The organism is Mesorhizobium sp. M1088 (assembly GCF_040318575.1).
In the GTDB taxonomy this organism is placed as follows: Bacteria; Pseudomonadota; Alphaproteobacteria; order Rhizobiales; family Rhizobiaceae; genus Mesorhizobium.
This window is the reverse complement of record NZ_JAMYMO010000042.1, coordinates 1-24,818: the sequence shown is the minus strand read 5'-3', so window position 1 is coordinate 24,818 and position 24,818 is coordinate 1. Positions and strand designations below refer to the sequence as shown.

The window sequence follows — 24,818 nt, the reverse complement described above, 5'->3', positions numbered from 1 at the left end:
GTCGACTATTCTTCAGCCGCAACGGCGGTGCCGCGGCGGGCCTGAAGGGTCGAATACTTGATGCCGCGCGCTGCAGCGACATCCTTCGGATGCATCTGGCTCTTCAGCGCGTCGAAAGTGGCACGAACCATGTTGTAGGGGTTCGAAGAACCCATCGACTTGGCGACCACGTCATGCATGCCGAGCGTCTCGAAAACGGCGCGCATCGGGCCGCCGGCGATGATGCCGGTACCTTGCTTGGCGGCGCGCAGCAGAACGCGTCCCGCACCCCAGCGTCCCTCGACGTCGTGGTGCAGCGTGCGGCCTGAGCGCAGCGGCACGAAGATCATGTCGCGCTTGGCCGATTCGGTCGCCTTGCGGATCGCCTCCGGCACTTCGCGCGCCTTGCCGTGGCCGAAGCCGACGCGGCCCTTCTGGTCGCCGACGACAACAAGTGCCGCAAAGCCGAAGCGCCGGCCGCCCTTGACGACTTTGGCGACACGGTTGATGTGGACGAGCTTGTCGACCATGCCGTCGTCGCGCTCTTCGCGATCACGGCCGCGGCCGCCATCCCTACGTTCCTGTGCCATATCCTGTTCCTTGTTTTTTTCCGGAAGCACGGTTGATGATGATATCCGGCGCCTCTGTGGGTCGCCGGGGGCGAATTTCGTTTTTAGAAGCTCAGACCACCTTCACGGGCAGCCTCGGCAAGCGCCTTGACACGGCCGTGGTAGATGTAGGCGCCGCGGTCGAAGACGACTTCCTTGACGCCGGCCTTCGAGGCACGCTCGGCGATCAGCTTGCCGATGGCAGCGGCCGCCGCCGTGTCGGCGCCGGTCTTGAGCGAACCCTTGAGCTCCTTCTCGAGCGTCGAAGCAGCCGCGATCGTGTGGCCCTTGGCGTCGTCGATCACCTGGACATAGATGTTCTTCGACGTGCGATGGACCGACAAGCGCGGACGATCGCCGGCAACCTTCTTGATCTGGCGGCGGACGCGCTGGGCGCGGCGTTGGGTGGATTCTTTCGAGCCCATGATATCAGTTCCTTGCCTTCAAAAAACGGGGGCAACCATATGCGGTAGGACGAGCCTCCCGCGACCGCTCCCCGCGGCGTTAAAATTACTTCTTCTTGCCTTCCTTGCGGACGATCTTCTCGCCGGCATAGCGGACACCCTTGCCCTTGTAGGGCTCGGGGCTGCGATACTCGCGGATCTCGGCGGCAACCTGGCCGACCTGCTGCTTATCGATGCCGGTCACCGTGATTTCCGTCGGCTTCGGCACCGAAATCGTCACGCCCTGCGGCGTCTCGTAGACGACGTCATGGCTGAAGCCGAGCGCCAGCTGCAGGTTCTTGCCCTGCATGGCGGCACGATAGCCGACGCCGGTGATCTCGAGCTTCTTTTCGAAGCCGTCCTTGACGCCCTGCAGGATGTTGACGATCTGCGTGCGCGACATGCCCCACTTGGAACGGGCAGTCTTGGTCTGGTCGCGCGGCTGGACAGCGATCTCGCTGCCTTCCATCTTGACCAGCACTTCGTCGTTCACCACGAACTTCAGCTCGCCCTTCGGACCCTTCGCCGTCACGGTCTGGCCGTTGACGGTCGCGGTCACGCCCTGCGGCAGCGAAACGGGTTTCTTTCCAATACGAGACATTTTGTTGTCCTCGTCACTTCTCTTGTTTCAGGTCTCGGCTTTCGGGACTAGATCCCGAAAACCTGTTTCCAACCGGGTCACATACCAGATCAGAAGATCTGGCAGAGGATTTCCCCGCCGACATTCTGTTCACGCGCTTCGTGGTCGGCCATCACGCCCTTCGGCGTCGAAAGGATGGCGATGCCGAGGCCGTTGGCGACGTGCGGTATCGACTTGGCCGAAACGTAGACGCGGCGGCCGGGCTTCGAGACCCGAGCGATTTCGCGCACCACCGGCGCACCATCGAAATACTTCAGCTCGATCTCGATTTCGGACTTGCCGTTGTCGAAGTCGGTCTGGCTGTAGTCGCGGATATAGCCTTCCGCCTTCAGCACGTCGAGGACGCGGGTACGCAGGCGCGAGGCCGGCGTCGAAACGCTCGACTTCTTGCGGCCATACGCGTTGCGGATGCGGGTCAGCATATCGCCGAGAGGATCGCTCAATGACATGTTATGTCCTCCTTACCAGCTCGACTTGACCAGGCCCGGGATCTGGCCGTTATTGCCGAGATCACGAAGCGCGATACGCGATACTTTGAGCTTGCGATAATAGGCACGCGGACGTCCGGTGACTTCGCAGCGGTTGCGGATGCGGGTCTTGGCCGAGTTGCGCGGCAGCGCCGAAAGCTTCAGCTGGGCGCGGAAGCGCTCTTCCATCGGCTTGGACTGATCCATGATGATCGCCTTGAGCACCTCGCGCTTGGCAGCGAACTGGTCCGCAAGCTTGCGGCGCCTGTTGTTCTTCTCGACTGAGCTGGTCTTTGCCATTTCAGATTTTTCCTTTTCTCGCTGCCGTTACTGGCGGAAGGGGAAGTTGAAGGCCTTGAGCAATGCCCTGGCTTCGTCGTCCGTCTTCGCAGTCGTACAAACGATGACGTCCATGCCCCAGATCTGATCAACCTTGTCGTAGTTGATCTCCGGAAACACGATGTGTTCCTTGATGCCCATGGCATAGTTGCCACGGCCATCGAAGCTCTTCGGATTAAGTCCGCGGAAGTCGCGGACGCGCGGCAGTGCGATGTTCACGAGGCGGTCGAGGAACTCGTACATGCGTTCCTTGCGCAGCGTGACCTTGGCGCCGATCGGCATCTTCTCGCGGACCTTGAAGCCGGCGATCGAGTTGCGGGCGCGGGTGACGACGGCCTTCTGGCCGGCGATCATCGCAAGGTCTTCCGCCGCGATCGAAGGCTTCTTCGAATCGCCGGTCGCCTCGCCGACGCCCATGTTCAGCACGATCTTGTCGATGCGCGGAACCTGCATCTCGTTCTCGTAGCCGAACTGCTCCTGCAGCGCCTTGCGGATGGTCTCGTTGTAGACCTGCTTGAGGCGCGGCGTGTTCTGGGCAGTTGCCTGCTTGGTTTGAGCCTTAGCCATTGATGACTTCTCCCGAGCGCTTGGCGACGCGCACCTTCTTGCCGTCCTTCTGGAAGATGAAGCCGACCCGGGTCGGCTTGCCATCCTTGGGGTCGGCCAGCGCGATGTTCGACAGCTGGATCGGCGCTTCCTTGGTGATGATCCCGCCCTCTTGGGACTGGGACTGCTTCTGGTGACGACGGATCAGGTTGACGCCGCGCACCAGCGCGGTGTCGTCCTTCGGCTGTACCGAGAGGACTTCGCCCGAACGGCCCTTGTCCTTGCCGGCCAGCACGACGACCTTGTCGCCTTTTCTAATCTTCTGCATTGGTCCGGCTCCTTACAGCACTTCAGGCGCGAGCGAGATGATCTTCATGTGGTTCTTGGCGCGGAGTTCGCGCGGAACCGGTCCGAAGATACGCGTGCCGATCGGCTCTTTCTTGTTGTCGACGAGAACGGCTGCGTTCTTGTCGAAACGGATCACGCTGCCGTCCGGGCGGCGGATGTCCTTGGCCGTGCGAACCACGACCGCCTTCATCACATCGCCCTTCTTGACGCGGCCGCGCGGGATGGCTTCCTTGATCGACACCACGATGATGTCGCCCACGGAAGCGTATTTCCGCTTCGAGCCGCCCAGCACCTTGATGCACATGACACGACGGGCGCCGGAATTATCCGCGACGTCGAGGTTTGTTTGCATCTGAATCATGACTGGCCGCCTTCTTCTTTTCTAACGGGACGGGTTTCTCACCCCTCCCCGGTCTGTCCAAAATTCGTTTCGTTGGCCCTGATCAGGCCTGGTCCGAAGACACCACGACCCAGCGCTTGTCCTTGGAAATCGGCTTCGATTCCTGGATGAACACCTGATCGCCGACCTTGTGGGCGTTGTTCTCGTCGTGCGCCTTGTACTTCTTGGTCATGCGCACGGTCTTCTTCATCACGGGATGCGTGAAGCGCCGTTCGACCTTGACGACAACCGTCTTCTCGTTCTTGTCGCTGACGACGGTGCCCTGCAGAATGCGCTTTGGCATGGTTTTCGTCCTTAAGCCTTCTTGGCCGCGGACTTTTCCGCAGCGATGGTCTTGATACGCGCAATGTCCTTGCGGACCTGCCTCACGCGCGCGGTCTTCTCAAGCTGGCCGGTGGCCTTCTGAAAGCGCAGGTTGAACTGCTCCTTCTTCAGGCTGGCCAGGTCGTCGGTCAGCTGGTCCTGGGTCTTGGTCCGGATGTCTTCGGCTTTCATGATCAGCCCGTCCTTATTCTGCGATGCGCTGTACGAAGCGCGTCCTGACCGAGAGCTTGGCCGCGCCGAGACGCAGCGCCTCACGGGCGGTTTCCTCGTTGACGCCGTCGATCTCGAACATGATGCGGCCGGGCTTGACGCGTGCCGCCCAGTAGTCGACCGCGCCCTTGCCCTTACCCATACGGACTTCGGTCGGCTTCGACGTCACCGGCACGTCCGGGAAGATACGGATCCACACGCGGCCGGCACGCTTCATCTCGCGGGTGATCGCGCGGCGGGCCGCCTCGATCTCACGCGCGGTGACGCGGTTCGGCTCAAGCGCCTTCAGTCCGAAACCACCGAAATCCAGGTTGGTGCCGCCCTTGGCGGTACCGTGGATGCGGCCCTTGAACTGCTTGCGGAACTTTGTGCGCTTTGGCTGCAGCATCGTTCTAACTCCAAATTCCTAAATGTCTTACGCGTTTTCGCGACGGCGACCGCGTTCGCGCTCACCACCACCGCCATGCGCATGATCGCCCTCGGTGGCGCGGCGCTCCGAAGCCATCGGGTCGTGCTCGAGGATTTCGCCCTTGAACACCCAGACCTTGACGCCGCAGATGCCGTAGGCCGTATTCGCCTCGGCCGTGCCGTAGTCGACGTCGGCACGCAGCGTATGCAGCGGCACGCGGCCTTCGCGATACCATTCCATGCGCGCGATCTCGGCGCCGCCGAGACGGCCGGCGCAGTTGATGCGGATGCCTTCGGCACCGAGGCGCATCGCCGACTGCACGGCACGCTTCATGGCGCGGCGGAACGCGATGCGGCGCTCGAGCTGCTGGGCGATCGACTGGGCGACCAAGGTCGCGTCGATCTCCGGCTTGCGCACTTCGACGATGTTCAGATGCGTCTCGGACTTGGTCATCTCCATCAGCTTCTTGCGAAGCTTCTCGATGTCGGCGCCCTTCTTGCCGATGATCAGGCCCGGACGCGCCGCATGGATGGTGACGCGGCACTTCTTGTGCGGACGCTCGATCACGACTTTCGAGATCGCAGCCTGCTTGAGTTCCTTCTCAAGATATTTGCGGATCTTGATGTCCTCGTGCAGCAGCTTGCCGTACTCGCCGGTGTTCGCGAACCAGCGCGAATCCCAGGTGCGGTTGATGCCGAGACGCAGACCGATCGGATTGACTTTCTGGCCCATTATGCGGCCTCCCCTTTTTCTTCGACTTCACGAACGACGATCGTGAGGTGCGAGAACGGCTTCTCGATACGGCTGGCGCGCCCACGGCCACGGGCATGGAACCGCTTCATGACGATCGACTTGCCGACATAGGCTTCCGCCACGATCAGCGCATCGACGTCGAGGTCGTGGTTGTTTTCCGCGTTGGCGATCGCCGATTCCAGCGTCTTCTTGACCGTGCCGGAAATCCGCTTGGCCGAGAATTCGAGGTCGGAAAGCGCTGTCGCGACCTTCTTGCCGCGGATCAGCGCGGCAACCAGGTTCAGCTTCTGCGGGCTGATACGGATCGTGCGCAACACGGCGCGCGCTTCGTTGTCAGCAAGCCTGCGCGGAGCTTTGGCCTTGCCCATGATTATTTCCTCTTCGCCTTCTTATCCGCGCCGTGACCGTAATAGGTCCGGGTCGGAGCGAATTCACCGAACTTGTGACCGACCATGTCCTCGTTCACCGAGACGGGAACGTGCTTCTGGCCGTTGTAGACACCGAAGGTGAAGCCGACGAACTGCGGCAGGATGGTGGAGCGGCGGCTCCACATCTTGATCACCTCATTGCGACCACCTTCACGAACCTTGTCCACCTTCTTCAGAAGGTAGCCGTCGATGAAGGGGCCTTTCCAAATCGAACGAGTCACTTGGCGTTACCTCTTCTTAGCTCTTGCGCTGATGGCGCGAGCGCAGGATGAACTTGTCGGTCGCCTTGTTGGACCGCGTCTTCTTGCCCTTGGTCGGCTTGCCCCAGGGCGAAACCGGATGGCGGCCACCCGAGGTGCGGCCTTCGCCGCCGCCATGCGGATGGTCGACCGGGTTCATGGTCACGCCGCGATTGTGCGGACGTTTGCCGCGCCACACGGTGCGGCCTGCCTTGCCGTCATTGATGTTGCCGTGGTCCGGGTTGGACACGGCGCCGACAGTGGCCATGCAGGAGCCGTGGACGACACGCTGCTCGCCCGAATTGAGGCGCAGGATCGCCATGCCCTGGTCGCGGCCGACGAGCTGGCCATAACCGCCGGCCGAACGGGCGACCTGAGCGCCCTTGCCGGGCTTCAGCTCGATATTGTGGACGATCGTGCCGACCGGCATCGAGGCCAGCGGCATCGCGTTGCCCGGCTTCACGTCGACCGATTCACCGGCCACGATCTTGTCGCCGGGAGCCAGACGCTGCGGGGCGATGATGTAGGACAGCTCGCCATCGTCATACTTGATCAGCGCGATGAAGGCGGTGCGGTTCGGATCGTACTCGATACGCTCGACCGTGCCGACGACGTCGAACTTGCGGCGCTTGAAGTCGATAATGCGGTAGGTGCGCTTGTGACCGCCGCCGATGAAGCGGGCTGTGATGCGGCCGTAATTGTTGCGGCCGCCCGACTTGGTCAGGCCCTCGGTCAGACCCTTGACGGGCTTGCCCTTGTAGAGGCCCGAGCGATCGACGATGACCAGCTGACGGGTGCTCGGCGTTACCGGGTTGAATTTTTTCAGTGCCATTGTTCTGTCCTCGCGACCTTGCTCAGAGACCCGTCGCGACGTCGATCGACTGGCCTTCGGCCAGCGTCACAACCGCCTTCTTGACGTCGCTCTGGCGGCCGATCGTGCCGCGGAAGCGCTTGATCTTGCCCTTGCGGACAAGCGTGTTCACGGCCATCACCTTGACGCCGAACAGCGCTTCGACGGCGGCCTTGATTTCCGGCTTCGACGCCTTCTTGGCGACATTGAAGACGACCTGGTTCTGCTCGGAAGCCATGGTCGACTTTTCAGTGATCGCCGGCGAGACGATCACGTCGTAATGACGAAGGTCGGTCATTTGAAGCGCTCCTCGAGAGCCTCGACGGCGGCCTTGGAAAGGACCAGCGTGCCGCGGCGCAGAATGTCGTAGACGTTGATGCCCTGGATGGGCAGCACGTCGATGTTCGGGATGTTGGTCGCCGCCAGCTTGAAGTTCTTGTCAAGCTCGGCGCCGCCGATCACCAGGGCGTTGCTCAGGCCCAGCGTCGCGAAATTCGCGATCAGCGCCTTGGTCTTGGCCTCGGTCAGCTTCAGCTCGTCGATGATGATGATCGACGCGCTCTTGGCCTTGGCCGAGAGGGCATGCTTCAGGCCGAGCGCACGCACCTTCTTAGGCAGATCGTGCTCGTGGCTGCGCACGACCGGGCCGTGGGCCTTGCCGCCGCCGCGGAACTGCGGAGCGCGAGCCGAATGGTGACGGGCGCGGCCCGTACCCTTCTGCTTGTACATCTTGGCGCCGGTGCGGGCGATTTCCGCGCGACCCTTGGCCTTGTGCGTGCCCTGCTGCTTCTTGGCAAGCTGCCAGCGCACGACGCGCTGCAGGATGTCCTCGCGCGGATCGAGGCCGAAAATCTCTTCGGAGAGCTTCAGCTTGCCGGCGTCCTTGCCGCCAAGCGTTGTAATCTTGAGGTCCATTATTCCGCTCCCTCTGTGGCCGGGGCCTCGTTCGTGGCGGCACCGTCAGTCGCAAGGGCGCGGATCGCAGCGGGCTTCGGCGCATTGGCCGGAAGCGCCACCTTGGCCGCGTCGCGGACCAGGATCCATGCACCCTTCGAACCCGGGACCGCACCGCGGATCAGGATCAGGCCGCGATCGGCGTCGGTCGAGACGACCTCGACATTCTGCGTGGTGACGCGGGTGTCGCCCATGTGGCCGGCCATATGCTTGCCCTTGAACACCTTGCCCGGATCCTGGCGCTGGCCGGTCGAGCCGTGTGTACGGTGCGACACCGAGTTGCCGTGTGTTGCGCGGCCGCCACCCATGTGGTGCCGCTTGATGACGCCCTGGAAGCCCTTGCCGATCGTGGTGCCCGTCACATCGACCTTCTGGCCGACGACGAAGTGCTCGACAGTGATCTCGGCGCCAACATCGATCATGTTGTCGGCAGAGACGCGAAACTCGGCAACCTTGGCCTTGGGCTCGACGGAAGCGGTCGCGAAATGGCCGCGCATCGCCTTCGACGTGTTCTTCACTTTGGCAAGGCCAACGCCGAGCTGGACGGCGGTATAGCCGTTCTTCTCCTGCGTGCGCTGCGCCACGACCTGGCAGTTCTCCATCTGGAGAACAGTGACGGGAACATGTTCCCCGGCATCGTTGTAGATGCGGGTCATTCCCACCTTCTTTGCAATCACACCTGAACGCATCGGTTCAATTCCTTTAGAGTTCCCTGTCGGGGCTGTCGCCCCTCCACGCCTCTTGTTCCTTCAGAGTTCCGGGTCGCCCCGCTGACCTCTGGTTCCTTAGAGCTTGATCTCGACGTCGACACCGGCGGCCAGGTCGAGCTTCATCAAAGCATCGACCGTCTGCGGGGTCGGGTCGACGATGTCGAGCAGACGCTTGTGCGTGCGCATCTCGAACTGCTCGCGGCTCTTCTTGTCGACGTGAGGCGACCGGTTGACCGTGAACTTTTCGATCCGCGTCGGCAGCGGAATGGGGCCGCGGACGTTGGCGCCGGTGCGCTTGGCGGTCGACACGATTTCCCGTGTCGAGGCGTCGAGCACCCGGTGATCAAACGCCTTCAGGCGGATGCGGATATTCTGTCCGTTCATGCGTCACTTCCTTGTTCTGGCGCGGCGCGGGCAGCGCCCGCGACAGATCGGTTTAAGTCCAAATTACTCTGTGATGGTGACGACGATGCCGGCACCGACGGTGCGGCCGCCTTCACGGATGGCGAAGCGCAGCTTCTCTTCCATGGCGATCGGCACGATCAGCTCGACATCGACGGTGATGTTGTCGCCCGGCATCACCATCTCGGTGCCTTCCGGCAGCGACACGATGCCGGTCACGTCCGTCGTGCGGAAATAGAACTGCGGACGGTAGTTGGTGAAGAACGGCGTGTGGCGGCCGCCCTCGTCCTTGGTCAGGATGTAGGCTTCGGCAACGAACTTCTTGTGCGGCTTGACGGTGCCGGGCTTGGCCAGGACCTGGCCGCGCTCGACGCCTTCACGGTCGACACCGCGCAGTAGCGCGCCGATGTTGTCGCCGGCCTGGCCCTGGTCGAGCAGCTTGCGGAACATCTCGACGCCCGTGCAGGTCGTCTTGGTGGTCGGACGGATGCCGACGATCTCCAGCTCCTCGCCGACCTTGACGACGCCGCGCTCGACGCGGCCGGTCACCACCGTGCCACGGCCCGAGATCGAGAACACGTCCTCGATCGGCATCAGGAACGGCTTGTCGAGCGGACGCACCGGCGTCGGGATGTAGGCATCGACCGCAGCCATCAATTCGCGGATGGCGTCCTCGCCAATCTTCTTGTCGCTGTCTTCAAGGGCGGCAAGCGCCGAACCCTTGACGATCGGAATGTCGTCGCCGGGGAACTCGTTCTTGGTCAAAAGCTCACGCACCTCGAGCTCGACCAGCTCGAGCAGCTCGGCGTCGTCGACCTGGTCGACCTTGTTCAAGAACACCACGATCGAGGGCACGCCGACCTGGCGGGCCAAAAGGATGTGCTCGCGGGTCTGCGGCATCGGGCCGTCGGCGGCCGACACCACCAGGATCGCGCCGTCCATCTGCGCGGCACCGGTGATCATGTTCTTCACATAGTCGGCGTGGCCGGGGCAGTCGACATGGGCATAGTGGCGGTTGGCGGTCTCGTATTCGACGTGCGCCGTCGAAATGGTGATGCCGCGCGCCTTCTCTTCGGGCGCAGCGTCGATCTGGTCGTAGCGCTTGTATTCGCCAAAATACTTGGTGATCGCCGCCGTCAGCGACGTCTTGCCATGGTCGACGTGACCAATCGTGCCAATGTTCACATGAGGCTTAGTGCGCTCGAATTTACCTTTTGCCATGTGATCTCTCCATTCCTGCCAGCCCGTGCGGGCCTTGAATTAAGTTACTGATGCAACTCGTTTCGAGTTACGCGTATTTCTTCTGGACTTCCTGGGCGACCGCGGTCGGGACCGGCTCGTAGTGGTCGAACTGCATCGTGTAGGCCGCGCGGCCCTGGCTCATCGAGCGAAGGTTGTCCACGTATTTGAACATGTTGGCGAGCGGCACCATCGCGTTGATGACCACAGCTACGCCACGGGCTTCCTGGCCCTGGATCTGGCCGCGACGGCCGTTCAGGTCGCCGATTACGCTGCCGACATAATCTTCCGGCGTCACCACTTCGACCTTCATGATCGGCTCGAGCAACTGCACGCCAAGCTTGGGGGCTGCTTCACGGAAGCAGGCGCGGCCGGCGATTTCGAAGGCCAGAACCGACGAGTCCACGTCGTGGTAGGCGCCATCGATCAGCGTCGCCTTGACGCCGATCATCGGGAAGCCGGCGAACGGGCCCGAGGTCATGACGCTGTTGATGCCCTTTTCGACACCGGGGATGTATTCCTTCGGCACAGCGCCGCCGACGATCTTGGTTTCGAACTCGAATTCGCTGCTTTCCGGATTCGGCTCGAACAGGATCTTGACGCGGGCGAACTGGCCGGTACCGCCGGTCTGCTTCTTGTGCGTGTAGTCCTGCTCGTGCTTGCGGGTGATCGTCTCGCGGTAGGCCACCTGCGGCGCGCCGACATTGGCCTCGACCTTGAACTCGCGGCGCATGCGGTCGACGATGATGTCGAGGTGAAGCTCGCCCATGCCGGAAATGATCGTCTGGCCCGATTCCTCGTCAGTCTTGACGCGGAAGGACGGATCCTCGGCGGCCAGGCGGTGAAGGGCGAGACCCATCTTTTCCTGGTCGTTCTTGGTCTTCGGCTCGATGGCGATCTGGATGACCGGATCGGGGAATTCCATGCGCTCGAGGATGACCGGATGCAGCGGATCACTGAGCGTGTCGCCGGTGGTGGTGTCCTTGAGGCCAGCGAGGGCGACGATGTCGCCGGCAAACGCCTCTTCGACGTCGGCGCGCGAATTCGCATGCATCTGCAGCATGCGGCCGATGCGCTCTTTCTTGCCCTTCACGGTGTTGTCGACCGAGATGCCCTTGGTGAGCTTGCCCGAATAGATGCGGGCAAAGGTGAGCGAACCGACGAACGGGTCGTTCATGATCTTGAAGGCAAGCATCGACAGCGGCTCGTTGTCGTCGGCATGACGCTCGATCTCGGCGTCGGTCTTGGCGTCGACGCCCTTGATGGCCGGGACATCGGCCGGCGACGGCAGATATTCGACGACGGCGTCGAGCAGCGGCTGCACGCCCTTGTTCTTGAAGGCCGAGCCGCAGAACATCGGATAGAACTTCACCGCGATCGTGCCCTTGCGGATGAGCGCACGGATCTCGTCGTTGCTCGGCATCTTGCCTTCGAGGTAATTCTCGAGCGCCGTCTCGTCCATTTCGACGGCGGCCTCGATCATCTTCTCGCGGTATTCTTCGGCACGAGCCTTGAGGTCGGCAGGGATCTCGACGATGTCCCAGGCAGCGCCCAGCGTCTCGTCGCGCCAGACCAGCGCGTTCATCTCGACGAGGTCGACGACACCCTTGAACTCGGTCTCGGCGCCGATCGGCAGCTGCATGACGACGGCATGCGCACCGAGGCGCGATCCGATCATCTCGACCGAGCGGTAGAAGTCGGCGCCGATCTTGTCCATCTTGTTGCAGAAGATCATGCGCGGCACGCGATACTTGTCGGCCTGGCGCCAGACGGTCTCCGTCTGCGGCTCGACACCGGCATTGGCATCGAGCAGCGCAATGGCGCCGTCGAGCACGCGCAGCGAACGCTCGACTTCAATGGTGAAGTCGACGTGGCCGGGGGTGTCGATGATGTTGAAGCGGTGCATCTTGCCGTCGCGACCCTTCCAGAAGGTCGTGGTCGCGGCCGACGTGATGGTGATGCCGCGCTCCTGCTCCTGCTCCATCCAATCCATGGTGGCAGCGCCGTCGTGGACTTCGCCGATCTTGTGCGACTTGCCCGTGTAATAGAGGACGCGCTCGGTGGTCGTCGTCTTGCCGGCGTCGATATGCGCCATGATACCGAAATTGCGGTAGTCTTCGATTTTATATTCGCGGGCCATGGGAGGTGCCTCTTCAGTCTCGTTCGCGCTTTACCAGCGGTAGTGCGCGAAAGCGCGGTTGGCTTCTGCCATCTTGTGGGTGTCTTCACGCTTCTTGACGGCGGTGCCGCGGTTGTTGGCCGCGTCCATCAGCTCGCCGGAGAGGCGGTCGACCATCGTGGTCTCGTTGCGGTTGCGGGCGGCGGCAATCAGCCAGCGGATGGCCAATGCCTGACGGCGCTCGGGGCGCACGTCGACCGGAACCTGGTAGGTGGCGCCGCCGACGCGGCGCGAACGCACTTCCACATGCGGCGCGACATTGTCGAGCGCCTGATGGAAGACGGTGACCGGCTCCTGCTTGGTCTTGGACTGAACCTGGTCGAGCGCGCCGTAGACGATGGTCTCGGCAACCGACTTCTTGCCGTCATACATGACGGCGTTCATGAACTTGGTGACGATCAGATCGCCGAACTTCGGGTCCGGATTGATCTCACGCTTTTCTGCACTGTGACGACGGGACATTTTTTCTCTGCCTCAATTCTACGCGGTGGCCTGGATCCCGGATCGTCGCTTGACGCCGCCCGGAACGACCTTGGCTACGCTTCGGTCACTTCGGACGCTTGGCGCCGTATTTCGAACGGCGCTGCTTGCGGTTCTTCACGCCTTGCGTGTCGAGCACGCCGCGGATGATGTGGTAACGGACGCCCGGAAGATCCTTGACGCGGCCGCCGCGGATCATCACCACCGAGTGCTCCTGAAGGTTGTGGCCTTCGCCGGGGATGTAACCGATCACTTCAAAACCATTGGTCAGGCGGATCTTGGCCACCTTGCGCAGCGCCGAGTTCGGCTTCTTCGGCGTCGTGGTGTAGACGCGCGTGCAGACGCCCCGTTTCTGCGGGTTCTGCTGCATGGCCGGGACCTTGTTGCGCTTCACCGGCGCAATGCGCGGCTTGCGGATCAGCTGGTTGACGGTAGGCATTAAACCCTCTTGTCTCTCAATTCCGTGTCTCGCCCGGTCAGGGCCGCTCAAAGCGTCATTTCCATACGCAAATTCGGGCCACAAACCGCGCCTCGCGGTCTTGCCCGAACAAATGGCAGAGGAAGCGGAATCCGCTTCATGCACGCCGGAAATGTCTTTTCGCTCGTAAAACGAACCCTGTTTGAGGCAAACTCCAAAGCGTGTCGCTTCGGAAGCAAGAGCCTCACATCGGTTCTGACTGGGCGGCTTCTACTCGTATGGCCACTGTCCGTCAACCCCGGAGCGGCAAATATTGCGCTGAACCCGAGGCTTGGCAGCCATGCGAAAAGCGCATGTAATTTTCTTGCGCCGTTTTTCAAGAGGAAGCCAGAAAGTGACCGGCTTGCGCCTGTTTCCAGGCCGTGCTTCGTGCGAAAAGGCGGCATGAACAGCCCAACCCCCCTCGCCCGGAGGTACGAACCCGTGAATGACAATGAGGAGCGCCCGGTCACCATTATTACCGGCCGGGTGTGGAAGCGCAAAGGCGGCAAGCCGGAAGGCGTGCATGTGATGCTGGTCGCACCGGACGACGATTCGGCGGTGCGCCGCGCTCTCGAATCGCTTGCCGCCGAAGGTTATGCCGAGGCAGAGCTCGATCAGATCGGCGACCTGGACGGCGTGCCGGACGAGGAGCCGCATCTGTCCGCCTATCAGGGCGCGCTCGAAGGCGAAGTGTCGATCGTGACGTTCGATGTGCCGATCTGAAGAGATCTGAATCGCGGTCGATCTCACGGGCCGGCGACAAAGCCCGGCGACTTGCCCGGCACAAGTTCTCTGCTAAGAAGCGACCTCTGGCAAAACCAAGCACACTCAACCTGCGGAGCTCCCATGTCCTCTAATCCCATCAAGCTCGGCATCGTCGGCGTGGGGAAGATCGTCCGTGACCAGCATCTGCCGGCGCTGGCGAAGGACCAAGATTATCGCCTGGTTGCTGCAGCCAGCCGCCATGGCAAAGTCGAGGACATCCCGAACTTCCCGACGATCGAGGCGATGCTCGACGCAACGCCGGAGCTCGAGGCGGTGTCGCTGTGCATGCCGCCGCAGTTTCGTTACGACGCCGCGCGCTTGGCGCTGGCGGCGAAAAAGCATGTTTTCCTGGAAAAGCCGCCCGGCGCCACGGTCAGCGAGGTCGAAGACCTGAAGGCGCTGGCGACAGCGAACGGCGTCTGCCTGTTCGCCAGCTGGCATTCACGCTATGCGCCGGCTGTCGAAGCTGCGCGCGCATTCCTTGGATCGACAACGATCAGGTCGGCCGCCATCAATTGGAAAGAAGACGTGCGCCGCTGGCATCCGAATCAGGAATGGATCTGGGCTCCCGGCGGCTTTGGCGTGTTCGATCCCGGCATCAACGCCCTGTCGATCGCTACCCACATCCTGCCGCCGATGTTCATCAGCTCGGCAGAACTCGATTTCCCCGAAAACCGCGCGGCCCCCATCGCCGCCCATATCGCCTTCCGCACGTCGAACGGTCTGCCGGTGACGATGGAACTCGATTGGCGTCAGACCGGCCCGCAAAGCTGGGACGTCCTGGCCGATACCGAGGCAGGATCGATGGTGCTTTCTGGCGGCGGCTCAAAGCTTGCCATCGATGGCCGCGTCGTTCACGAGGAGCCGGAAGCCGAATATCCGATGCTCTACAAGCGCTTCGCCGAGATCGTGCGCGCCGGCACCTCCGACGTCGATCTCGCGCCCCTGCAGCACGTCGCCGACGCCTTCATGCTCGGCAAGCGCAATGTGGTGGAGGCGTTTTTCGATTGATCAGTGGGCGCCGCCGGATCGCAGGTCCGGCCGGCGCACCGCACAAATTCAATTAACGATCGCTATTGCAAAGCCGTCATAGCCCTTGGCGCCAACAGTCTGGATCGCGGTGCCTTCCAGACGTTTGTCGCTGCCGATGAACGAGAACGCCGCGCGTGCCCCTTCGACATTGGCATCGCGACCATCTTCATTCACCACCGCGCCGTCACGGATGACATTGTCGCAGACGATGACGGTCCCCGGCCTCGAAAGACGCATGGCCCAGGACAGATAGTGCGGGTTGTTCGGCTTGTCGGCGTCGATGAAGATGAAGTCGAACGGCCCGGCATTCTCGGCGCCTAAGGCCGCAAGCGATTGAAGCGCCGGTCCGACTCGCAGTTCCACACGGTCAGACACCCCTGCTCGTTCAAAGTTCGACCGCGCGACACTGGCGTGGTGCGGATCAAGCTCGAGCGTCACGACCTTGCCGTCCATCGGCAATGCTCGCGCCATCCAGATTGTCGAATAACCGCCCAACGTGCCGATTTCGAGTACCTTCCTCGCTCCCTGCATTCGCGCAAGAAGTGAGAGCAGCTTGCCTTGTGCCGGGGAAACGTCGATAGGCGGCAGGCCCTGATCATGGTTGGCCGCCAGAACGGCATCGAGGGCGGGATCCGCCTCGAAAAGAGCTTCGACAATGTAGTCGTCGACAGAAGCCCAGATCTTCCTGCTCATCGTTCTCCTCCGATCCGATTGGGGAACCACAACGCGAAAAGGGGCCACTTGGGCCCCTTTTCTATCTTCTCTTGCTTGTGCGCTTACTGCGCGGCGTTAACCATGTCGGTCAGCATCGGCTCGGCGACCTCGACGCCGGACGCCTTGCGGCGCTCGTCGATGATCAACTCGTCGCGCGAGGTGGCGATGCGCCGGATCTGGCTCATCGTACCGCCGGTACCGGCCGGGATCAGCCGGCCGACGATGACGTTTTCCTTCAGCCCCTGCAGCATGTCGGTCTTGCCCGCAACCGCAGCTTCGGTCAGCACCCTCGTCGTCTCCTGGAAGGAGGCGGCGGAGATGAAGGACGGCGTCTGCAGCGAGGCCTTGGTGATGCCGAGCAGCACCGGCTGGCCTTCGGCCGGCTTCTTGCCTTCCTCGACCAGGCGCTCATTGACCTCTTCCAGCTCGATCACATCGACGTGGTCGCCCGGAATGTAGGTCGAATCGCCCTGCGTGGTGATCTCGACCTTCTGCAGCATCTGGCGAACGATCACCTCGATGTGCTTGTCGTTGATCGACACGCCCTGCAGTCGGTAGACCTCCTGGATTTCGTTGACGAGGTAGGAGGCAAGCGCCTCCACGCCCTTGATCGCCAGGATGTCGTGCGGCGCCGGATTGCCGTCGAGGATGTAGTCGCCCTTCTCGATGACGTCGCCGTCCTGGAGATGGAACGGCTTGCCCTTCGGGATCAGGTATTCGACTGGCTCAAGCGTCGAGTCATGCGGCTCGATGATGATGCGGCGCTTGTTCTTGTAGTCGCGGCCGAAGCGGATCGTGCCATCGATCTCGGCGATGATGGCGTGGTCCTTCGGACGGCGTGCCTCGAACAGTTCGGCAACACGCGGCAGACCGCCGGTGATGTCCTTGGTCTTGGCGCTTTCCATCGGGATACGCGCCAGCACGTCGCCGGGACGAACCTGTGCGCCCGGCTCGACCGAAAGAATGGCCTCGACCGAGAGCAGGAAGCGGGCGTCGCCGCCTTTCGACAGCTTGCCGACCTTGCCCTTAGCATCCTGGACGACGATCGCCGGCTTGAGGTCGTTGCCGCGTGGCGTCGAACGCCAGTCGATGACCTCGCGCTTGGTGATGCCGGTCGATTCGTCGGCGGTTTCCTGAACGGAAATGCCATCGACCAGATCCTCGAATGCCACCCTGCCCTCGATTTCGGTGAGGATCGGGCGGGTATAAGGATCCCACTCGGCAATGCGCTGGCCGCGCTTCACCTTGTCGCCATCGTCGACGAAGATACGCGAACCGTAGGTGACGCGGTGCGTGGCGCGTTCCTTGCCGGCTTCGTCGAGGATCAGCACCGCCATGTTGCGGCCCATGACCATCAGCTGGCCGTCGGAGTTGCGCACCACGTTGCGGTTGCGGATCTCGACCTTGCCCTCGTACGAGGCTTCAAGGAACGAGGAATCCACCACCTGCGCCGTGCCGCCCATGTGGAAGGTACGCATGGTGAGCTGGGTGCCCGGCTCGCCGATCGACTGCGCCGCGATAACGCCGACAGCCTCGCCCTGGTTGACGGGAGTGCCGCGGGCCAGATCGCGTCCGTAGCAGACCGCGCAGACGCCGACCCTGACCTCGCAGGTCAGCGCCGAACGGATGCGAACCGACTGCACGCCGGCCTTTTCGATCAGTTCCACGTCACGCTCGTCCATCAGCGTTCCGGCCTTGACCAGAACCTCGCCGGTGACCGGGTGGGTGATGTCGTCGAGCGAGGTGCGGCCGAGAACGCGCTGACCAACCGAGGCGACGACCTGACCGGCATCGACGATCGGCTGCATGGTGAGGCCCTTGTCGGTGCCGCAGTCGAGCGAGTTGACGATGCAGTCCTGCGCCACGTCGACGAGACGACGCGTCAGGTAACCCGAGTTCGCCGTCTTCAAGGCGGTGTCGGCCAGCCCCTTGCGGGCGCCGTGGGTCGAGTTGAAGTACTCGAGCACGGTGAGGCCTTCCTTGAAGTTCGAGATGATCGGCGTCTCGATGATTTCACCGCTAGGCTTGGCCATCAGGCCGCGCATGCCGGCGAGCTGGCGCATCTGGGTGGGCGAGCCGCGCGCACCGGAGTGCGACATCATGTAGATCGAGTTCATCGGCTTCTGACGGCCGTTGTCCTCAAACTCGACCGCCTTGATGCGGGCCATCATTTCGTCGGCGACCTTTTCCGAGCACTTGGCCCAGGCGTCGACGACCTTGTTGTACTTCTCGCCCTGGGTGATCAGACCGTCATTGTACTGCTGCTCGTACTCCTTGGCCAAAGCCTCGGTGTCGGAGACCAGCTTGATCTTGGCGTCCGGGATCAGCATGTCGTCCTTGCCGAACGAAATGCCGGCACGGCAGGCGTGGCTGAAGCCGAGAGCCATGATGCGATCGCAGAAAATGACCGTCTCCTTCTGACCGCAATGGCGGTAGACGGTGTCGATCATCTTGGAGATGTTCTTCTTGGTCATCTCCTGGTTGGCGGTCTCGTAGGGCACGTTGTGGTTCTTCGGCAGCAGCTCGCCGATGATCATGCGGCCAGGCGTGGTGTCGTAGATCTTCGACACGACCTTGCCGTCGGCGTCGACCGTGCGGAAGCGCCCCTTGATCTTGGCATGCAGCGTCACCGCCTTGGTCTCGAGCGCGTGCTGGAGTTCGCCCATGTCGGCAAACACCATGCCCTCGCCCGGCTCGTTCTGATTGACGATCGAAAGGTAGTAGAGACCGAGAACCATGTCCTGCGACGGCACGATGATCGGCGCGCCCGAAGCCGGGTGCAGGATGTTGTTGGTCGACATCATCAGCACGCGGGCTTCAAGCTGCGCTTCCAGCGACAGCGGCACGTGGACCGCCATCTGGTCGCCGTCGAAATCGGCGTTGAAGGCCGTGCAGACCAGCGGGTGAAGCTGGATCGCCTTGCCTTCGATCAGGATCGGCTCGAACGCCTGGATACCAAGGCGGTGCAGCGTCGGTGCGCGGTTCAGCAGCACCGGATGCTCGCGGATGACCTCGTCGAGGATATCCCAGACCTCCGGACGCTCCTTCTCGACCAGCTTCTTCGCCTGCTTGACGGTCGAGGAGTAGCCCTTGGCGTCGAGACGGGCGTAGATGAAGGGCTTGAACAGTTCGAGCGCCATCTTCTTCGGCAGGCCGCACTGGTGGAGCTTGAGCTCCGGACCGGTGACGATGACCGAGCGGCCGGAATAGTCGACGCGCTTGCCGAGCAGGTTCTGGCGGAACCGCCCCTGCTTGCCCTTCAGCATGTCGGACAGCGACTTCAGCGGACGCTTGTTGGCGCCGGTGATGACGCGGCCGCGGCGGCCGTTGTCGAACAGCGCATCGACGGCTTCCTGCAGCATGCGCTTTTCATTGCGCACGATGATGCCGGGCGCGCGCAGCTCGATCAGCCGCTTCAAGCGGTTGTTGCGGTTGATGACGCGGCGATAGAGGTCGTTCAGATCCGACGTGGCGAAACGGCCGCCGTCCAGCGGGACAAGCGGGCGCAGGTCCGGCGGGATCACCGGAACCACCTTCATGATCATCCATTCCGGACGGTTGCCGGACTCCATGAAGTTCTCGACGACCTTGAGCCGCTTCAGGTACTTCTTATGCTTGAGCTCGGAGGTGGTCGAAGCCAGCTCAGAACGCAGATCGCCGGCGATCTTCTCGAGGTCCATGCCGGCCAGAAGGTCGTGGATCGCCTCGGCGCCGATCATGGCGGTGAACGAATCCTCGCCATACTCGTCGACGGCCATCATGTACTCTTCCTCGCTGAGCAGCTGGTGCTCCTTCAGCGCGGTGAGGCCGGGTTCGGTAACGATGTAGTTCTCGAAGTAGAGGACCCGCTCGATGTCCTTCAGCGTCATGTCGAGCAGCGTGCCGATGCGCGACGGCAGCGACTTCAGGAACCAGATGTGGGCGACCGGTGCCGCCAGCTCGATATGGCCCATGCGCTCGCGGCGGACGCGCGACAGCGTGACTTCGACGCCGCACTTTTCGCAGATGACGCCCTTGTATTTCATGCGCTTGTACTTGCCGCACAGGCATTCATAGTCCTTGATCGGGCCAAAAATGCGCGCGCAGAACAGGCCGTCACGCTCCGGCTTGAAGGTGCGATAGTTGATGGTCTCCGGCTTCTTGATCTCGCCGAACGACCAGGACAGAATCTTCTCAGGGCTGGCAAGCGAGATCCGGATGGAATCGAACACCTGCGCAGGCGCCTGGGGATTGAAGAGATTCATGACCTCTTGGTTCATGCCGTTCTCCTTTTCGGGGTCCTCGAAAACCCCTTGCATCTAGCGCGGGCCAAACGCCCGCCGACTTGATCGGCCATCGGCCGAGAATTTGGTGCGTCCGGTCGCGGGAAGACCGCGGCCGGACGTCTTGCTTACTCGGCCGCGTCGGGCAGCCGGATCGGGTTGTCGTCGAGCTTGGTGTTCTCCAGCTCGACATTGAGGCCGAGAGACCGCATTTCCTTGACGAGAACATTGAAGCTCTCGGGAATGCCGGCCTCGAAGGTGTCGTCGCCTCTGACGATCGCCTCGTAGACCTTGGTGCGTCCGGCGACGTCATCCGACTTCACCGTCAGCATCTCCTGCAGCGTGTAGGCGGCGCCGTACGCTTCGAGCGCCCAGACCTCCATCTCGCCGAAGCGCTGGCCACCGAACTGCGCCTTGCCGCCCAGCGGCTGCTGGGTAACGAGCGAGTACGGACCGATCGAACGCGCGTGGATCTTGTCGTCCACAAGGTGGTGAAGCTTGAGCATATATATGTAACCCATCGTCACTTTGCGATCGAACGGCTCGCCAGTGCGCCCGTCATAGAGCTGCGACTGACCGCTGGTGTGCAGGCCCGCCTGCTCCAGCATGATGTTGATGTCGGCCTCATGCGCGCCGTCGAACACCGGTGTCGCGATGGAGACGCCGCGGCGCATCTGCTCGCTGAGGCGAACGATGCTCTCGTCGTCATATTCGCGGACCGGCTCGTTGCGGTCGTTGGCCGGCATGAAGCTCTCGAGCGTCTTGCGCAGCGGCTTGATGTCGCCCGCTGTCTTGTACGCATCGATCAGATCGCCGATCTTCCTGCCCATTCCGGCGCAGGCCCAGCCCAGGTGCGTCTCCAGAATCTGGCCGACATTCATGCGCGACGGCACACCCAGCGGGTTGAGCACGATGTCGGCATGCGTGCCGTCCTCGAGGAAAGGCATGTCCTCGACCGGAACGATCCGCGACACGACACCCTTGTTGCCGTGTCGGCCGGCCATCTTGTCGCCGGGCTGCATCTTGCGCTTCACGGCCACGAAGACCTTGACCATCTTCATGACGCCCGGAGGCATCTCGTCGCCGCGCTGCACCTTCTCGACCTTGTCCATGAAGCGCTGCTCGAGCGCCTTCTTGGAATCGTCGTACTGGCCACGCAGGGCTTCCAGTTCGCTCTGGAGCTTTTCGTTCTCCACGGCAAACTGCCACCACTGCGAACGCGGATACTCGTCGAGCGTGTCCTTCGACAGCTTCGAGCCCTTCTTGAAGCCCTTCGGCCCGGCAATCGCTTCCTTGCCGACGAGAACGTCGGAAAGACGCGAATAGACGTTGCGGTCGAGGATCGCCTGCTCGTCGTCGCGGTCCTTGGCGAGGCGTTCGATCTCCTCGCGCTCGATCGCCATGGCGCGCTCGTCCTTCTCGACGCCGTGGCGGTTGAAGACACGCACTTCGACGACGGTGCCGAAGGTTCCCGGAGGCATGCGCATCGAGGTGTCGCGCACGTCCGAGGCCTTTTCACCGAAGATGGCGCGCAGCAGCTTTTCTTCCGGCGTCATCGGGCTTTCGCCCTTCGGCGTGATCTTGCCGACCAGGATGTCGCCCGGCTGCACTTCCGCACCGATGTAGACGATGCCGGCCTCATCGAGGTTCTTCAGCGCTTCTTCCGAGACGTTGGGAATGTCGCGCGTGATCTCCTCCGGCCCCAGCTTGGTGTCGCGGGCCATGACTTCGAACTCCTCGATGTGGATCGAGGTGAAGACGTCGTCGGCGACGATGCGCTCGGACAGGAGGATGGAATCCTCGTAGTTGTAGCCGTTCCACGGCATGAACGCGACCAGCACGTTACGGCCGAGGGCCAGATCGCCGAGCTCGGTCGACGGGCCGTCGGCGATGATGTCGCCCTTGTTGACCCGGTCGCCCATGCGCACCAGCGGACGCTGGTTGATGCAGGTGTTCTGGTTCGAACGCTGGAACTTCATTAGCCGGTAGATGTCGACGCCGGACTTGCCGGGATCGAGATCTTCCGTGGCGCGGATGACGATACGCGTCGCGTCCACCTGGTCGACGATGCCGCCGCGGCGGGCGCCGATGGCGGCGCCCGAGTCACGGGCGACGATCGGCTCCATGCCGGTGCCGACGAACGGCGCTTCGGCGCGCACCAGCGGCACGGCCTGACGCTGCATGTTCGAGCCCATCAGCGCACGGTTGGCGTCATCGTTCTCGAGGAACGGGATCAGGGCCGCGGCCACCGACACCATCTGCTTCGGCGACACGTCCATCAGATCGACGTTTTCGCGCGGCGCCATCATCACTTCGCCGGCGTTGCGGCAAATGACGAATTCGTCGACGAAATGACCATTCTTGTCGAGCTCGGCATTGGCCTGCGCGACGTGGTGCTTGGCCTCTTCCATAGCCGAGAGGTAAACGACCTCATTGGTCAGCTTGCCGTTGACGATCTTGCGGTACGGGCTCTCGATGAAGCCGTATTTGTTGACTCGCGCGAAGGTCGCAAGCGAGTTGATCAGGCCGATGTTCGGGCCTTCCGGCGTCTCGATCGGGCAGATGCGGCCGTAATGCGTCGGGTGCACGTCGCGCACTTCGAAACCGGCACGCTCGCGGGTCAGACCGCCCGGTCCAAGCGCCGAAAGACGGCGCTTGTGGGTGATCTCCGAAAGCGGGTTGGTCTGATCCATGAACTGCGACAGCTGCGAGGAACCGAAGAACTCGCGCACGGCGGCAGCCGCCGGCTTGGCGTTGATCAGGTCCTGCGGCATCACCGTGTCGATCTCGATCGAGGACATGCGTTCCTTGATCGCGCGCTCCATGCGCAGCAGGCCGACGCGGTACTGGTTCTCCATCAGCTCGCCGACCGAACGCACGCGGCGGTTGCCGAGATTGTCGATGTCGTCAATCTCGCCCTTGCCGTCGCGCAGTTCGACGAGCGTCTTGACCACGGCCAGGATGTCGTCCTTGCGCAGCACGCGCACGGTATCCTCGGCCTTGAGCTCGAGGCGCATGTTCATCTTGACGCGGCCAACGGCCGACAGATCATAGCGCTCGCTGTCGAAGAACAGCGAGTTGAACATGGCCTCAGCGGTTTCCAGCGTCGGCGGCTCGCCGGGGCGCATGACGCGGTAGATGTCGAACAGCGCGTCCTGGCGGCTCTCGTTCTTGTCGACGTTGAGCGTGTTGCGGATGTAGGCGCCGACGTTGACGTGGTCGATGTCGAGGACCTTGATCTCATCGTCACCGGTGCCAAGCAGCACTTTCAGCGTCTTTTCGTCGATCTCGTCACCGGCTTCGAGGAAGATCTCGCCGGTCCCGTAGTTGACAATATCCTCGGCAAGGTAGTTGCCGAGCAGATCCTCGTCGGTCGCCTTGATCGCCTTGAGACCCTTTTCGCCAAGCGCCCTGGCCTGGCGGGCGGTGATCTTCTTGCCGGCCTCGACGACGACTTCGCCGGTGTCGGCGTCGACCAGGTCACCAACGGCCTTGAGGCCGCGGAAACGGTCGACGTTGAACGGGATGCGCCAATGGTCGCCGGCGCGCTTGTAGGTGATCTTGTTGTAGAAGGTCGACAGGATCTCTTCGCCGTCCATGCCGAGCGCCATCAGCAGCGACGTCACCGGGATCTTGCGGCGGCGATCGATGCGGGCATGCACGACGTCCTTGCTGTCGAACTCGATGTCGAGCCACGAACCGCGATAGGGAATGACGCGCGCGGCAAACAGGAGCTTGCCGGACGAGTGCGACTTGCCCTTGTCATGGTCGAAGAAGACGCCCGGCGAACGGTGCATCTGCGAGACGATGACGCGCTCGGTGCCGTTGACGATGAAGGTGCCGTTCAAGGTCATGAGCGGCATGTCGCCCATGTAGACGTCCTGCTCCTTGATGTCCTTGATCGACTTGGCGCCGGTATCCTCGTCGATATCGAACACGATGAGGCGCAGCGTCACCTTGAGCGGCGCCGCATAGGTCAGGTCGCGCTGACGGCATTCGTCAACGTCGAATTTCGGTCCCTCGAACTCATACTTCACAAATTCCAGCATCGAGGAGCCGGAAAAATCGGAAATCGGGAAGACCGACTTGAAAACTGCCTGCAGTCCCTCGTCAGGACGCCCACCCTTGGGCTCCTCCACCATCAGGAACTGGTCATAGGATGCTTTCTGAACCTCGATCAGGTTCGGCATCTCCGCAACTTCCGGGATCTTTCCGAAAAACTTGCGTACGCGTCTGCGGCCATTGAAAGTCTGGGTCTGGGCCATCGTCGCTCCTTAGCTCAATTCTCGGGACGAGCCTCGCCGCGGCTCGCCTTGCATCTCGGGCCACCTTGGCGGCCCTGCCTTGTTGCCCGCCGCCTGTCGGCGGCTTCTTGTCTTTTCACCCGGCGCCAATTGGCGGCGGGCCAGAAACGGGAGAAAACCCGTTTCCTGAAGGCCGGTTTGCGGCCCTCAGGAAAGAGGTTTTCGCACTCTTCGCGTTACGCAGCCTCCCTTCGACGCGAAAGGAGTGGCGGGCCGCGCGGCGCCCGCCGCCCGGAGGCCACCCGTTCATCACGTAGGCCATTGCGCCCGCGGGGTGCCCCGGGGCCTTTCAATTTTTCGCGTGGGCGGGGGGTACCGCGGGCATGACCCGCGG

28 protein-coding genes are annotated in these 24,818 nt (G+C 62.5%); 2 read left to right on the top strand and 26 right to left on the bottom strand.

Annotation, left to right across the window (positions count from 1 at the left end):
- Positions 1 to 5: 5 nt before the first annotated feature.
- The 23 genes from rpsE to rpsL form a co-directional block, all read right to left on the bottom strand.
- Entirely contained in the window at positions 6 to 569 is a 564-nt protein-coding gene (gene rpsE, locus NKH49_RS29415; RefSeq protein WP_006333394.1) for a 30S ribosomal protein S5, read from the bottom strand.
- A gap of 83 nt (positions 570 to 652) precedes the next feature.
- A complete protein-coding gene (rplR, locus tag NKH49_RS29410; RefSeq protein ID WP_023675132.1) occupies positions 653 to 1,012 on the bottom strand; it encodes a 50S ribosomal protein L18 in 360 nt (119 codons plus the stop codon).
- A gap of 85 nt (positions 1,013 to 1,097) precedes the next feature.
- Positions 1,098 to 1,631, bottom strand: a complete 534-nt coding sequence (gene rplF / locus NKH49_RS29405; protein ID WP_023675133.1) for a 50S ribosomal protein L6 — start codon at positions 1,629 to 1,631, stop codon at positions 1,098 to 1,100.
- A gap of 89 nt (positions 1,632 to 1,720) precedes the next feature.
- The gene (gene rpsH, locus NKH49_RS29400; protein ID WP_006205453.1) at positions 1,721 to 2,119 is read right to left on the bottom strand and encodes a 30S ribosomal protein S8; all 399 of its coding nucleotides are present in this window, start codon (positions 2,117 to 2,119) and stop codon (positions 1,721 to 1,723) included.
- 12 nt (positions 2,120 to 2,131) lie between these two features.
- Positions 2,132 to 2,437 carry a 30S ribosomal protein S14 gene (rpsN, locus tag NKH49_RS29395; RefSeq protein ID WP_352451046.1) on the bottom strand — a complete coding sequence of 102 codons (306 nt, stop codon included), beginning with the start codon at positions 2,435 to 2,437 and terminating at the stop codon, positions 2,132 to 2,134.
- A gap of 27 nt (positions 2,438 to 2,464) precedes the next feature.
- On the bottom strand, positions 2,465 to 3,043 hold the full coding sequence (gene rplE / locus NKH49_RS29390) for a 50S ribosomal protein L5 (RefSeq protein WP_008875670.1): 579 nt from the start codon (positions 3,041 to 3,043) through the stop codon (positions 2,465 to 2,467).
- On the bottom strand, positions 3,036 to 3,350 hold the full coding sequence (rplX, locus tag NKH49_RS29385; RefSeq protein ID WP_254817150.1) for a 50S ribosomal protein L24: 315 nt from the start codon (positions 3,348 to 3,350) through the stop codon (positions 3,036 to 3,038). The genes rplE and rplX overlap by 8 nt, the downstream gene beginning before the upstream one ends.
- 12 nt (positions 3,351 to 3,362) lie before the next feature.
- Positions 3,363 to 3,731 (bottom strand): 50S ribosomal protein L14, encoded by a 369-nt coding sequence (rplN, locus tag NKH49_RS29380; protein ID WP_006205457.1) that lies wholly within the window; start codon positions 3,729 to 3,731, stop codon positions 3,363 to 3,365.
- An 82-nt stretch (positions 3,732 to 3,813) separates the two neighbouring features.
- Positions 3,814 to 4,053, bottom strand: coding sequence for a 30S ribosomal protein S17 (rpsQ, locus tag NKH49_RS29375; RefSeq protein ID WP_023675136.1), 240 nt, complete (start codon positions 4,051 to 4,053; stop codon positions 3,814 to 3,816).
- 11 nt (positions 4,054 to 4,064) lie between these two features.
- Entirely contained in the window at positions 4,065 to 4,265 is a 201-nt protein-coding gene (gene rpmC / locus NKH49_RS29370) for a 50S ribosomal protein L29 (RefSeq protein WP_006205459.1), read from the bottom strand.
- 13 nt (positions 4,266 to 4,278) lie between these two features.
- The gene (gene rplP, locus NKH49_RS29365; RefSeq protein WP_006205460.1) at positions 4,279 to 4,692 is read right to left on the bottom strand and encodes a 50S ribosomal protein L16; all 414 of its coding nucleotides are present in this window, start codon (positions 4,690 to 4,692) and stop codon (positions 4,279 to 4,281) included.
- Between the two features lie 27 nt (positions 4,693 to 4,719).
- The gene (rpsC, locus tag NKH49_RS29360) at positions 4,720 to 5,445 is read right to left on the bottom strand and encodes a 30S ribosomal protein S3 (RefSeq protein WP_023675137.1); all 726 of its coding nucleotides are present in this window, start codon (positions 5,443 to 5,445) and stop codon (positions 4,720 to 4,722) included.
- Complete coding sequence (gene rplV / locus NKH49_RS29355; RefSeq protein WP_006205462.1) at positions 5,445 to 5,834, bottom strand: 50S ribosomal protein L22; 390 nt, start codon at positions 5,832 to 5,834, stop codon at positions 5,445 to 5,447. Before rplV ends, rpsC begins: the two co-directional genes overlap by 1 nt.
- A 2-nt stretch (positions 5,835 to 5,836) precedes the next feature.
- Positions 5,837 to 6,115: a 30S ribosomal protein S19 gene (gene rpsS, locus NKH49_RS29350; RefSeq protein ID WP_006205463.1), complete on the bottom strand. Its 279-nt coding sequence runs from the start codon at positions 6,113 to 6,115 to the stop codon at positions 5,837 to 5,839.
- Positions 6,116 to 6,131: 16 nt separating this feature from the next.
- Positions 6,132 to 6,965 (bottom strand): 50S ribosomal protein L2, encoded by an 834-nt coding sequence (rplB, locus tag NKH49_RS29345; RefSeq protein WP_023675138.1) that lies wholly within the window; start codon positions 6,963 to 6,965, stop codon positions 6,132 to 6,134.
- A 22-nt stretch (positions 6,966 to 6,987) separates the two neighbouring features.
- Positions 6,988 to 7,281 (bottom strand): 50S ribosomal protein L23, encoded by a 294-nt coding sequence (locus NKH49_RS29340; protein WP_023675139.1) that lies wholly within the window; start codon positions 7,279 to 7,281, stop codon positions 6,988 to 6,990.
- A complete protein-coding gene (gene rplD, locus NKH49_RS29335) occupies positions 7,278 to 7,898 on the bottom strand; it encodes a 50S ribosomal protein L4 (RefSeq protein ID WP_023675140.1) in 621 nt (206 codons plus the stop codon). Before rplD ends, NKH49_RS29340 begins: the two co-directional genes overlap by 4 nt.
- Positions 7,898 to 8,626, bottom strand: coding sequence for a 50S ribosomal protein L3 (rplC, locus tag NKH49_RS29330; RefSeq protein ID WP_352451050.1), 729 nt, complete (start codon positions 8,624 to 8,626; stop codon positions 7,898 to 7,900). The genes rplD and rplC overlap by 1 nt, the downstream gene beginning before the upstream one ends.
- Positions 8,627 to 8,722: 96 nt before the next feature.
- Positions 8,723 to 9,031: a 30S ribosomal protein S10 gene (gene rpsJ, locus NKH49_RS29325; RefSeq protein ID WP_006205468.1), complete on the bottom strand. Its 309-nt coding sequence runs from the start codon at positions 9,029 to 9,031 to the stop codon at positions 8,723 to 8,725.
- Between the two features lie 63 nt (positions 9,032 to 9,094).
- Complete coding sequence (gene tuf / locus NKH49_RS29320; RefSeq protein WP_352614181.1) at positions 9,095 to 10,270, bottom strand: elongation factor Tu; 1,176 nt, start codon at positions 10,268 to 10,270, stop codon at positions 9,095 to 9,097.
- A 67-nt stretch (positions 10,271 to 10,337) separates the two neighbouring features.
- The gene (fusA, locus tag NKH49_RS29315) at positions 10,338 to 12,428 is read right to left on the bottom strand and encodes an elongation factor G (RefSeq protein ID WP_023680448.1); all 2,091 of its coding nucleotides are present in this window, start codon (positions 12,426 to 12,428) and stop codon (positions 10,338 to 10,340) included.
- Between the two features lie 30 nt (positions 12,429 to 12,458).
- Positions 12,459 to 12,929 carry a 30S ribosomal protein S7 gene (gene rpsG / locus NKH49_RS29310; protein WP_008875664.1) on the bottom strand — a complete coding sequence of 157 codons (471 nt, stop codon included), beginning with the start codon at positions 12,927 to 12,929 and terminating at the stop codon, positions 12,459 to 12,461.
- An 85-nt stretch (positions 12,930 to 13,014) separates the two neighbouring features.
- Positions 13,015 to 13,386 (bottom strand): 30S ribosomal protein S12, encoded by a 372-nt coding sequence (gene rpsL / locus NKH49_RS29305; protein WP_006333356.1) that lies wholly within the window; start codon positions 13,384 to 13,386, stop codon positions 13,015 to 13,017.
- Between the two features lie 462 nt (positions 13,387 to 13,848).
- Here rpsL and NKH49_RS29300 point away from each other — a divergent pair, with 462 nt between their 5' ends.
- Entirely contained in the window at positions 13,849 to 14,130 is a 282-nt protein-coding gene (locus NKH49_RS29300; RefSeq protein WP_254817147.1) for a transcriptional regulator, read from the top strand.
- A 123-nt stretch (positions 14,131 to 14,253) separates the two neighbouring features.
- A complete protein-coding gene (locus tag NKH49_RS29295; protein ID WP_352929050.1) occupies positions 14,254 to 15,183 on the top strand; it encodes a Gfo/Idh/MocA family protein in 930 nt (309 codons plus the stop codon).
- Positions 15,184 to 15,231: 48 nt separating this feature from the next.
- Here NKH49_RS29295 and NKH49_RS29290 read toward each other — a convergent pair whose 3' ends face one another.
- From NKH49_RS29290 to rpoB, 3 genes are all read right to left on the bottom strand, one after another.
- Complete coding sequence (locus NKH49_RS29290) at positions 15,232 to 15,897, bottom strand: O-methyltransferase (RefSeq protein WP_352474774.1); 666 nt, start codon at positions 15,895 to 15,897, stop codon at positions 15,232 to 15,234.
- An 83-nt stretch (positions 15,898 to 15,980) separates the two neighbouring features.
- Positions 15,981 to 20,177 (bottom strand): DNA-directed RNA polymerase subunit beta', encoded by a 4,197-nt coding sequence (rpoC, locus tag NKH49_RS29285; protein ID WP_352643136.1) that lies wholly within the window; start codon positions 20,175 to 20,177, stop codon positions 15,981 to 15,983.
- Between the two features lie 131 nt (positions 20,178 to 20,308).
- Positions 20,309 to 24,445 (bottom strand): DNA-directed RNA polymerase subunit beta, encoded by a 4,137-nt coding sequence (rpoB, locus tag NKH49_RS29280; RefSeq protein ID WP_352682666.1) that lies wholly within the window; start codon positions 24,443 to 24,445, stop codon positions 20,309 to 20,311.
- Positions 24,446 to 24,818: the final 373 nt, after the last annotated feature.